The organism is Streptomyces sp. NPDC050625 (assembly GCF_040654755.1).
Taxonomy (GTDB): domain Bacteria; phylum Actinomycetota; class Actinomycetes; order Streptomycetales; family Streptomycetaceae; genus Streptomyces.
The window spans coordinates 326,475-336,502 of sequence record NZ_JBFAIQ010000008.1; the positions used below are offsets into that span (position 1 = coordinate 326,475).

10 protein-coding genes and 1 pseudogene are annotated in these 10,028 nt (G+C 68.8%); 6 read left to right on the top strand and 5 right to left on the bottom strand.

The window, feature by feature from the left end:
• Positions 1-6 precede the first annotated feature (6 nt).
• Complete coding sequence (locus AB0I54_RS21840; protein WP_363297725.1) at positions 7-1,446, bottom strand: sugar transferase; 1,440 nt, start codon at positions 1,444-1,446, stop codon at positions 7-9.
• Between the two features lie 283 nt (positions 1,447-1,729).
• On the opposite strand from AB0I54_RS21840, the gene AB0I54_RS21845 reads away from it, so the two are divergent.
• Genes AB0I54_RS21845 through AB0I54_RS21855 form a run of 3 tightly spaced genes read left to right on the top strand, consistent with a single transcriptional unit; the run spans position 1,730 to position 4,936 of the window.
• Positions 1,730-2,593: a glycosyltransferase family 2 protein gene (locus tag AB0I54_RS21845; RefSeq protein WP_363297726.1), complete on the top strand. Its 864-nt coding sequence runs from the start codon at positions 1,730-1,732 to the stop codon at positions 2,591-2,593.
• A gap of 25 nt (positions 2,594-2,618) precedes the next feature.
• Entirely contained in the window at positions 2,619-3,890 is a 1,272-nt protein-coding gene (locus AB0I54_RS21850) for an MFS transporter (protein WP_363297727.1), read from the top strand.
• Between the two features lie 23 nt (positions 3,891-3,913).
• Positions 3,914-4,936, top strand: a complete 1,023-nt coding sequence (locus tag AB0I54_RS21855) for a TolB-like translocation protein (RefSeq protein ID WP_363297746.1) — start codon at positions 3,914-3,916, stop codon at positions 4,934-4,936.
• A 149-nt stretch (positions 4,937-5,085) separates the two neighbouring features.
• Here the strand turns inward: AB0I54_RS21855 and AB0I54_RS21860 are convergent, their stop codons facing one another.
• Positions 5,086-5,760, bottom strand: a complete 675-nt coding sequence (locus AB0I54_RS21860; protein WP_363297728.1) for a hypothetical protein — start codon at positions 5,758-5,760, stop codon at positions 5,086-5,088.
• 107 nt (positions 5,761-5,867) lie between these two features.
• Positions 5,868-6,035, bottom strand: coding sequence for a hypothetical protein (locus AB0I54_RS21865; protein ID WP_363297747.1), 168 nt, complete (start codon positions 6,033-6,035; stop codon positions 5,868-5,870).
• On the opposite strand from AB0I54_RS21865, the pseudogene AB0I54_RS21870 reads away from it, so the two are divergent.
• From AB0I54_RS21870 to AB0I54_RS21880, 3 genes and pseudogenes are all read left to right on the top strand, one after another.
• A pseudogene (locus AB0I54_RS21870) lies at positions 6,001-6,309 on the top strand (ankyrin repeat domain-containing protein); the annotation flags it as partial. The gene AB0I54_RS21865 and the pseudogene AB0I54_RS21870 sit on opposite strands and share 35 nt — an antisense overlap.
• A gap of 518 nt (positions 6,310-6,827) precedes the next feature.
• Positions 6,828-6,974: a hypothetical protein gene (locus tag AB0I54_RS21875; RefSeq protein WP_363297729.1), complete on the top strand. Its 147-nt coding sequence runs from the start codon at positions 6,828-6,830 to the stop codon at positions 6,972-6,974.
• Positions 6,975-6,981: 7 nt separating this feature from the next.
• Positions 6,982-7,983: a peptidoglycan-binding protein gene (locus tag AB0I54_RS21880; RefSeq protein WP_363297730.1), complete on the top strand. Its 1,002-nt coding sequence runs from the start codon at positions 6,982-6,984 to the stop codon at positions 7,981-7,983.
• Between the two features lie 71 nt (positions 7,984-8,054).
• Here AB0I54_RS21880 and AB0I54_RS21885 read toward each other — a convergent pair whose 3' ends face one another.
• The gene (locus AB0I54_RS21885) at positions 8,055-8,936 is read right to left on the bottom strand and encodes a hypothetical protein (protein WP_363297731.1); all 882 of its coding nucleotides are present in this window, start codon (positions 8,934-8,936) and stop codon (positions 8,055-8,057) included.
• 367 nt (positions 8,937-9,303) lie between these two features.
• Positions 9,304-9,768: an ATP-binding protein gene (locus tag AB0I54_RS21890; RefSeq protein WP_363297732.1), complete on the bottom strand. Its 465-nt coding sequence runs from the start codon at positions 9,766-9,768 to the stop codon at positions 9,304-9,306.
• Positions 9,769-10,028 lie beyond the last annotated feature (260 nt).

Sequence of the window (10,028 nt, forward strand, 5' to 3'; positions counted from 1 at the left end):
GGTCCATCAGTACGCCCCCGTTCCGCGCACCACCGCGGACCCGGTGCGCAGCAGGATCGACAGGTCGAGGCCCATCGACCAGTTGTCCACGTATCCGAGATCGAGCCGGACCGCCTCGTCCCAGGGCAGGTCGGAGCGGCCGCTGACCTGCCACAGCCCGGTGAGGCCGGGCTTCACGAGCAACCGGCGCTTGATGTCCGGTGTGTACTCCTCCACCTCCTCGGGCAGCGGCGGGCGGGGGCCGACGAGCGACATATGGCCCTTGAGCACGTTGATGAGCTGCGGCAGTTCGTCCAGCGAGCTGCGCCGCAGGAACGAGCCGACCCGGGTGATCCGTGGGTCTTCCTTCACCTTGAACAGCAGGCCGTCGCTGTTCTGGTTGAGGTGCTCCAGTTCCGCCCTCAGGGCCTCCGAGTCCTGCCGCATCGTGCGGAACTTGAGCATGGTGAAGTGGTCGCCGTACCGGCCCACCCGCTGCTGTCTGAACAGCGCGGGGCCGGAGCTGTCGAGCCGCACGATCAGGGCGATCAGCAGCATGGGCAGCGCGAGGAGGACCAGGAGCGCCCCCGCGAAGGAACGATCCAGCAGTTCCTTGGGCAGCCGGGAGACCCGGGAGAGGTTCGGTGCCTGTATCCGCACCAGCGGCACCCCGTTGGTGGGCCGTACCGCCAGCCGGGAGGCGGAGACGTCGGCCAGCACGGGGGCCAGCAGGAAGTCGACTCCCTGCACGGCCGCCGTCCAGGACATCCGGCGCAGGACGGAGGCGTCGTACTCGGGTGCCGGCAGCACCAGCACGGTGCTGATGCCCAGGGCTCGGACCACGTCGTTCATGTCCCCGACGCCGCCGAGGACGGGGAGCCCCAACCTGCGGATGTCCCTGGCGTTCTCCGGATCGGTCAGGCACACTCCGGCCGTCTGGAGCTCCTGTACACTGCCGCGTCGTAGCACGGCGACCAGCTCCATGATGCCGCGCGATGGCCCGACCAGGAGCGTCGCGCTCCGGTCCCGGCCCCGTGCCCAGCGTCTGTGCAGCCGTCGGCGCAGCGTGTACCGGACCGGCAGGGCGATCGCGGTGGCCGGCGCTGCGGCCATGGTCATGTCATGGAGGAGTCCGGAGTCCCGCGTGAACAGGTAGTACGCACACGCGGCCAGGGCCGGCAGTGCGACACCGCCCCGAAGCACCCGTCGGTACTCCTCGGTTCCCACGCCCAGAGCGCTGCGGTCGTAGGAGCGATGAGCGAGCATGGCCGCGATCCACGTCGGGGGCAGCGCAAGGGCCACCGTCCAGCGGCCATAGGCCGCGTGGATCAGGAAGGCCGCGGCAGCGGCCGCTAATCCGTCCGCGACCAGCAGGACGATCCGGTACTTCTGTTCCCAACGTCTTCGGCGCGCTTCCGGACTCCTGCGCTCCACAACCAGTTGCTCATGCGTGACCTCAATGGTCATGCTCCCCCCACCACATGCGCGGCTACCCCTGACCGAAGTGCCCTTCACTCAGCGGCACCGGAAAGCGAGGAAGCATCAGCGGTCCCCAACCGCCTCATGCCCCCAGCATGCTGGTTACTGACTGTTCAAAAACACTCAACAAGCCGAACCGTGACAAACAGTCAATACCAGTTCCCCACCCAAACCGGTCCGGCGAACCTCAATCTAGACCACGGGACGCAGCCGCGGGAACAGTTGGACGAAACACACATCGCAATAGCGACACCGACGGCATACTGCCCAGGTGACGAGCATCGTGATACCGGCCCACAACGAGGCGCGAGTCATCGGACGGCTCCTCGATTCGCTGCTGGCCGATACCTCCGAGGGCGAAACCTCCCAGGACGAGACGGACATCGTGGTTGTATGCAATGGCTGCACGGATGACACCGCGCGGATCGCGGCCGCACGCGGCCCACGCGTGCGGGTGGTCGAGATCCCCGTCCCCTCCAAGCACACCGCCCTGCGGACCGGAGACGATCATGCGCGCGGCTTCCCCCGCGTCTATGTGGACGCCGACATCGTGATCGCGGGCGCCGACGTACGAGCGCTCACCGCGCCCCTGACCGACGACACCTCGGGCATCCTCGCCACCGCCCCCGAACGGCAGATTCCGCTGGACGCCTGCGCCCGGCGGGTCCGGGCCTACTACCGGGTGTGGCAGCAACTGCCGGCCGTACGCGAGGGTTTGTTCGGGCGAGGGGTCATCGCCGTCTCCAAGGCCGGGCACGACCGGATCGCCGCGCTGCCGCCGCTCATGGCGGACGACCTGGCCGCGTCCCTGGCCTTCGCTCCCAAGGAGCGGCTGGTGGTCGAATCGGCCCGAGTCGTGGTCCATCCGCCGCGCACATGGCGGGATCTGATCAAACGGCGGATCCGGGCCGCGGTGTCCACCGCCCAGGTCGAACAGCACCAGAGCCCGCAAGAGGCCTCGGCACGCACGAGTACGGCAGATCTCAAAGCGCTGCTCCGCAGGGAGCCGAGGCTCTTCGCGGCTGTCGTGGTCTTCGTCGCGGCTGCGGTCACGGCCCGGCGCGGGGCTCGAAAAGCCATCCGGGCACAGGACTTCGGCACCTGGCTACGGGACGAGAGCAGCCGGCAGAACTGATCGCACCGTACCTGGAGCCTTGATCATGTATCTCACCGACCGCTCCGCGCCGCCGGCGGCCGACTCCGAGCCGGGGCGAAGACGCGGCCTTCGGCCCAAAGTCGCCCCCGTCGTGCTCGTGCTGGGCACGGTCAGCCTGATCACCGACATCTCCTCGGAGATGGTCACCGCTGTCCTGCCGCTGTACCTCGTCACCACCCTCGGCTTCAGCCCGCTGGGGTTCGGCACCCTCGACGGCGTCTACAACGGCGTCAGCGCGCTGGTCCAGCTGACCGGCGGCCATCTCGCCGACCGGGTGCGCAACCACAAGCTGATGGCCGGGCTCGGCTACGGCCTGTCCGCACTGTGCAAGCCGCTGCTCCTGCTCGCGAGCAGCCTCGGCACGCTGGGCACGGTCCTCGCCCTGGACCGGACCGGCAAGGGCCTGCGCACCGCCCCGCGCGACGCGATGATCTCCCTGTCCACGCCGCCCGAGAACCAGGGCCGGTCCTTCGGCGTACACCGCGCGATGGACACCACCGGCGCGATGCTCGGCCCGCTGGCGGCCTTCCTCATCCTGCGCGCGGCCGCCGACGGCTACGACGCCGTGTTCGGCGTGAGCGCGTGCGTCGCCGTGCTCGGCGTGCTCGTACTGGTGCTGTTCGTACCCGGCAGACGGCAAAGAGCGCGGACGGACGAAGCAGGCGCACCGGACGGCAGACAGCCCGTCCGCCTACGTGAAGCGCTGGCGCTGCTGCGCCTGCCGAGGCTGCGGGCGCTCGCGGGCTGTGCCGCGCTGCTCGGCCTGACCACGGTCAGCGACGCCTTCGTCTATCTGCTCCTGCAACGGCGCGTGGGCATCGGCGAGGAGTGGTTCCCGCTGCTGCCGCTCGGCACCGCCGCGGTGTTCCTGCTGCTGGCCGTGCCCGTCGGCGCACTGGCCGACCGGGTCGGACGGCACAGGGTGTTCCTCGCCGGACACGCAGGTCTGCTCACGGGTTACGCCCTCCTGCTGTGGGCCCCGGCCACGCCGGCTCTCCCCTGTCTCGTACTCGCCCTGCACGGCACCTTCTACGCGGCCACCGACGGTGTGCTCCCCGCCGCCCTCGCCGGCCTCGTGCCTGCGCAGCTGCGCGCCAGCGGCCTCGCCATCGTCGGCACCAGCCAGGCGCTGGCCCGGTTCTGCTGCTCGCTGGCCTTCGGCGCCGCCTGGACGACGTGGGGAGACGGCCGGGCGCTCGCCGGCGCAGCCGTCGGCCTCCTGTGCTGCGCGGCCGTGGCGGGCATGGTGCTGCGGCCGACGAAAGAAGCCCGATGACCACCACCCCCACAAGGATCCGGATGACACCGCTGCGCCGCCGCCTTCTCATACTCGTCACGGCGGTGCTGCTCCTCGCGGGGCTGGGGACCGGTGTGGTCCTCCACGCCGCCGCCCGCGCGGATCGGGCGAACCAGCCACAGGCGGGCGGACCCGCCGTCACCGCAGGCAAGTTGACGCTCGGCCAGAAAGGCCGCCTGGCCTTCCTCAACGCGGCCGCCGGCCCGCACCGCACCGCGGTCGCCTCGGTCCCGTCCGCCGACCCCGGGGGCGGACGGATCGCCACGAGCCTGAAGTGCGCGCGTTTCTACGCGGCGGCCGGCACAGGCGTCTGCCTCCAGTCCGTCACCGGTGTCCTCAAGCAGAGCAACCGCGCCCTGCTCCTGGACGCCGACCTACGCACCCTGCGAACCTTCCCGCTCGCGGGCACGCCCAGCCGGGCCCGGGTCTCGCCCAGCGGCCGCTTCGTCGCCTGGACCGTGTTCGTCTCCGGCGAGTCCTACTCGTCCGCCTTCTTCTCCACCCGGACCTCGATCCTGGACACCCGCACGATGCGGCTGACTCCCAGCCTGGAGACGTTCTCCATCGTCAAGGACGGCAAGCCCTACCACGCCTCGGACATCAACTTCTGGGGCGTCACCTTCGCCTCCGACGACGACACCTTCTACGCCACCCTCAACACCGCCAACCAGACGTATTTGGTACGCGGTTCACTCTCCCGGCATACGGTCACCACACTGATCCAGAACGTGGAGTGTCCGTCGCTCTCCCCCGACGAGACCCGTGTCGCCTTCAAGAAGCGGGTCCTGTCCGGTACCTCACTCTGGCACGAGTACGTCCTCGACCTGCGCACTCTCAAGGAGACCGCACTCGCCGAACGCCACAGCGTCGACGACCAGGCCACCTGGCTCGACGACCGCACCGTCGCCTATGCCCTCCCCACCGATGGCAAGGTCGGCAGCAGCGACCTGTGGAGCGTGCCCGCGAACGGCACGGGGGCTCCTCGCCTGCTGATCGCGGGGGCTTCTTCGCCGGCGCCGTTGTAGATCGGGATCGGCTCACCGCCCGCTGAGCTGCTCCGACTGCTCCGACTACCCCGACTGCCCCGCGGGTTTGCGTCCGCGAGGCAGCCGGGGGTGCGATCGGTGGATCGGCCTTGTCGGCCTTGTCGGCTCTGTCAGGCTTGTAGGCCCTGTCAGCCTTGGACTATGAACGTCTTGGCCTTACCGGACCGGCTGGAGCAGGACTGCTTCTCCTTGGCGGTCATCTTCCGGGACTTGACGACCACCGCGTTGCTCTCGCCGTCCGTTCCGTTCGGGGCAGGCCCCGTGATGACGTCGGGGACGAACCAGAAGTAGTGGCCCCACTTCCGGTCGTCGTAGTGGGTCTGCCAGGTGCCGGAGACCGTCTGCATCACCTGCGCACGGGAGATCCAGCCGACTTCACCGGGCTTCACCGTCATGTTGATGGAGCTGGTCTCCGAGTGCGAGCTCGACCAGGTGTGGCTGTAAGTCGCCGTCACGCTGACATCGATGAGGTCCGCGATCTTGCCGCCGACGGTCACGGACACGCCCGCCGAGTCCGTGGAACCGACCGTGTCGGACCAGGTCATCGACTGGGTGGCCGCCGAGGTGCTGCAGTTGTAGAGCGAGTCGGAGACCCGGTGGAAGTCTCCGAGGTACGCCTCGCCCAACTGGGGTTCGTTGAAGGTGCACTTGCCCACACCCGAGTCACAGTCGGCTATCAGCTGCGCCCGGGTGGGCTGGTCATCGGCCGAGGCCGGGGCGGCCATCGCCGCGACCACGCCCAGGGCAGCCGCCGAGAGCGCCAGCATCCGTCCGCCGTGGCGCATCATGCGGTTGTTCGCCATACATGTTGCCTTTCGCTGTGCATGAGGGGGGTCGGCGATCACAGGCAAAGCGACAGAACACCCACCGCGATCACCGCCTGTCGCGTGCATGAGACGCAACAACTGACTTATTTACACCACCAGTTGATGAAATCCCAGCCGCGGACGGCCTTCTGCCCGTAAATGATCGGCAGATCCTCATCACATCCTGCGATGACGAGCCGCTCACGATCGCTAGCCTTGCCAACCATGAAGCAGCGGCTGCAGGGAGAAGCCGAGGTCGCACGTTTGCTCATGGAAGCCGGGGCCTCCCCTGACACCGAGAGCAGGGGAGTCGGTTCGGAGGGCACACCGTTGTGCGCGGCCGCGTGCTGGGGACACACCGAGACAGTGCGCGAGCTGTTGGCGCACGGCGCCGACCCGAACCTTCGTGAAGATTCCGGAACGGGTTGGTCTCCCTTGGACTGGGCGAACAACGGCCCCCACCCCGAGACTGCCGAACTCCTCATCACATCCGGAGCAAACGATCAGCCACGTGCAGCCGTCACCGTAGGATCCACGACCTCGTAAGCACTGGCTCCTGCGGAAACACCGGGCTTGTCCGACCGGCGTCAGCCAGGGCCAGCCAGCGTCCCCGGCCCCGGGGGGACTGCCCGAGGTGAACCGCTCCGTGGGCGACCGACGCCAAGCCCCGGATGTCCTCTGTGAAGGCATCGGCGAGCGGCCGGCCGTCACCGCCGGTGCGCCACCGGCACCCCGAAGGCCACGCCCACCATCTCCGCCGGGCGATTCCCCCTTTCCCAGGACGGGTCCCGCGCTCGGATCCGGTGGGCTCTGCGGCCGCCCCGCCATCGACAAGGGCACCGTCTTTGGTCAGCGGCCGGCCGCCGGCCCCATGACCTGCGGTGCGGCCATTGATCAGGGTGGTGGAACCGGCTGCCCATTCAATTCCGGGCCCGCTGAACTCGGTGGTGCAAGGCGGTCGCCCCGCCTCCCGGTGCCGGCTTCACCACGAGCAGGTGGTGGTGCCGGGCCGACCGGAGGCGCGGCGGCCCCTCACCCGAGACAGCGACAAGGAGTCAGTGTTCATGAGCGAGAACGAGCAGACCCCGCCGTACCCGGAGGGCGGCGCCGGCATCTTCGACGTCGACCCCGACCAGTCCGGCATCAGCCAGGACCCCGACCACGAGGTCACCTCCGACCTCGACGCCCTCCCCGACGACATGGAGCTCTGACGCCGCCATGGGAACAGCAAAGGGAATGATCGCCGCCGCCCGTAAGCTGCTGGGCACCACCGAGCACCCGCCCGGCTCGAACCACAACCTCATCACGTCCTGGTACGGCTTCTCGGGACCGTGGTGCGACATGTCGATCAGCTACGAGGCCGCACACTCCGACAACCTCAAGGCCGTCATGGGCAAGTTCGCCCTGACCACCGCCCACGCCCGCGCCTTCCAGTCCCACGGCCGCTGGCACTACGGCATCGGCGGCATCCGCCCCGGCGACGTCGTCTTCTTCGACTTCTCCGGCGGCCGCTCCATCAGCTCGATCAAGCACGTCGGCCTGGTCGAGGCCGTCCACTCCAACGGCACCATCACCACCCTGGAGGGCAACACCTCCGACGCGTTTCGCCGCAGGGTCCGGGGCCGCGCCTGCGTGGTCGGCTACGGCCGCCCCGCCTACGACAACGCCGCCCCGATGCCGAGCCACGACGGCATCCTGCGCCTGGGCTCGACGGGCAACGCCGTCAAGACCCTGCAGAAGAACCTCAACACCGTCCAGAAGGCCGGCCTCACCGTCGACGGCCGGTTCGGGCCCGCCACCGACAAGGCCGTCCGCACCTTCCAGGCCAAGCACAAGCTCACCGTGGACGGCGAGTACGGCCCGCACACCGCCGCCGTCATGAAGGCAGCTCTCGCCGGGCACACCGGCGTGATCAAGCCGAAGGCGCTGGTCGTCGTGCCGGTACTCCTCGATGTGGACGGCCAGTTCGGGCCGGCCACCTGCGCGGCCCTGCAGCGGGTGCTGAACACCAAGGCGTCCGCCGGACTGGAGGTCGACGGCGCCTTCGGACCGCTGACCGTCAAGGCCCTGCAGACGTATCTGCACGTGACCGCCGACGGCATCACCGGCCCCGCCACCACCACCGCCCTCAACAAGCACCTCGGACTGACGCCCCAGGACACCTGGGACACCAGCACCACCAGCCAGCTCCAGAAGGCCCTCAACGCGGGCGTCTTCTAACAGCTGACCGACGGCAGGTATCGGCGTCCGGCTCATCCGTCGGGCGCCGATACCGTGCCAAGCTCGGAAGCTCAGCTCGGCGAACTGGCCGCCGTGATCATCCGGTGCATGCCGGCCACGGGGATCGCCGGATTCTGGGACGCCTCCTCGGCACTGCGCTCGTCGAGGAGCAGCGGGACGAGCACCGAAGGCGGCAGGACCGCGTTTCGCCAGGCCTGCTGGAGGACGCGGTACTCCGTGTCTCCGGCCAGCCGGACGGCGGATGCGGTGGACAGACGCGGATCAGCGGCAGCGCGGGCGCGCACGTCGGGGTCAGGGTCATGGCTGAACCGCTCGACCAGTTCGTCCGGCGAATCGGAATCGTCGAGCGCGAGCAGACGTACGCGCGGCCGCGGGTCGTCCGCGAAGCGGAGCAGATCGCGCCGGGGAAAGTTGGGGTGGTTGCGGGGGCGGCCAGGGAACGAAAAGCTGCCCGACCACCACGTCCACACATCGAGAAGCATCTCCGCCGGAGCGTCGTCGCAGGACTCGGCGAGAAAGAGATGTACGACGCGGTCCTCGTCGCCGGCAAGAAGGCTCACCACGTCCTCCGGCAGCCGCGGCGCGCGGGCCACGCTGCGGCGGATCCATCGCTTCGGGTATGCCGCCAACTGCCGCATGGCGTCCGGGTTTTCGTACAGGGCGGCGACCCACCACAGCGCGTACGTCGTGTCGTCCTGACCGACATCGGGAACCGCGTCGGCAAGCGCGGCGATCTCGGTCGGCGTCGTGGGCGGCTGCGCATCGGGATGCGGCGGGCGCTCGATGCCCCTTCCCACGGTTGTCCACGGGCGGCGTACGGCCTGTTCCGCTGCCATCTCTTCGAGCACCTCGCGCAGTGCCTGGCCGGGTGTGACCGCCAGAAGCCGGTCCCACTGTGCGGGCGAGAGCCGCCCCGATTCGGCGGCCGTCAACCGGACCCTCCTGGCTGGGTGCTCGACAGCTGCGTCCAGGACACCGGGAGGAAGGCCCTCGCGGTACAAGAACCACACCTGCCCCGCGTCAAGGAGACGGACGAGCACCTCCACAGGCGCCTCCCGATTCCGCCCGAGACCTCTCAGCCATGCCTCCGCCACGTACTCGGAGGGCCGCGCCCCCTCGGACAACGCGTCCCACCCGTCACGTTCATCGACGTTCCCCGAAAGATTCATGACGGCGATTCTGAAAGACCCCAGTGGCCCGGACAATGCGCGCGAGCTGTGCCTTTGCTCCTACGAAAAGGGACGCCGACCTGTCATGATGGTGATGGTTCACCCATTCGGCATGATGATCGGCACTGACTCAGGTGAGGGGGACGGTAGCCCAGATCGATCGGGTGCCGTCTCGTTCTATGCGTGTGCCGAGCGCTCGGGCGGAGCTGGCGACGATGCCAAGGCCGCGGCCGAACCCGGGGGCGTTGTGCCAGTGCTTGGCGGACATTGTCGTCCCTTGGTCACGTACCTGGATCCGTAAGTGATTCTTATTTCGTTGCAGGTTGGCGCTGATGACGGCGCTGCCGGTGTGCACGATGGCATTCGTGGCGAGTTCCGTGGCGATCAGCAGTGCCGTATGGCGAATGTCTTCGTCCGTCAGATGTTGCTGGTCGAGCCATGAACGCGTGAGGCTCCGGCAGACCGGGACGGCTCGGTCCACAGCCGGGAGCCGGAAGGTGATGGTGCGCGATCCGGGCCCCGCGTCGGTCAATGCGCGAGCCGAGGGCGTATTGGGCCAGCGCTCGATTTCCTGTCGGGAAATGGTGATGGGCACGCACGTACGTGCAGTCGTCAACATGACTCTCCTGGTACTCGCGAGGGCACTTCGGTGTGCCGGCGAATTGCATCGGTTTCGCCCTCCCCTGGGCCGGAGACGGCAAAACCACCGCACCCTGGGGGGAGCGGCGGCTTGTCAGACTGATTGTGGGCCGTGAGTAGCGCGTCAGCCGACGCCGGCGCCGGCGTCGGGGGTCGGGTCCAACCCCACTCATGGGGTGGCCCTCGTGGGAGCCCCTGCGTGTGGGGCCCACAAGA

What these genes read in the sequence shown, in the direction of transcription:
- AB0I54_RS21840 (WP_363297725.1), bottom strand. Translation starts at nt 1,446, where the DNA reads ATGACCATTGAGGTCACGCATGAGCAACTGGTTGTGGAGCGCAGGAGT.
- AB0I54_RS21850 (WP_363297727.1), top strand. Translation starts at nt 2,619, where the DNA reads ATGTATCTCACCGACCGCTCCGCGCCGCCGGCGGCCGACTCCGAGCCG.
- AB0I54_RS21855 (WP_363297746.1), top strand. Translation starts at nt 3,914, where the DNA reads ATGACACCGCTGCGCCGCCGCCTTCTCATACTCGTCACGGCGGTGCTG.
- AB0I54_RS21860 (WP_363297728.1), bottom strand. Translation starts at nt 5,760, where the DNA reads ATGGCGAACAACCGCATGATGCGCCACGGCGGACGGATGCTGGCGCTC.
- AB0I54_RS21865 (WP_363297747.1), bottom strand. Translation starts at nt 6,035, where the DNA reads ATGAGCAAACGTGCGACCTCGGCTTCTCCCTGCAGCCGCTGCTTCATG.
- AB0I54_RS21875 (WP_363297729.1), top strand. Translation starts at nt 6,828, where the DNA reads ATGAGCGAGAACGAGCAGACCCCGCCGTACCCGGAGGGCGGCGCCGGC.
- AB0I54_RS21880 (WP_363297730.1), top strand. Translation starts at nt 6,982, where the DNA reads ATGGGAACAGCAAAGGGAATGATCGCCGCCGCCCGTAAGCTGCTGGGC.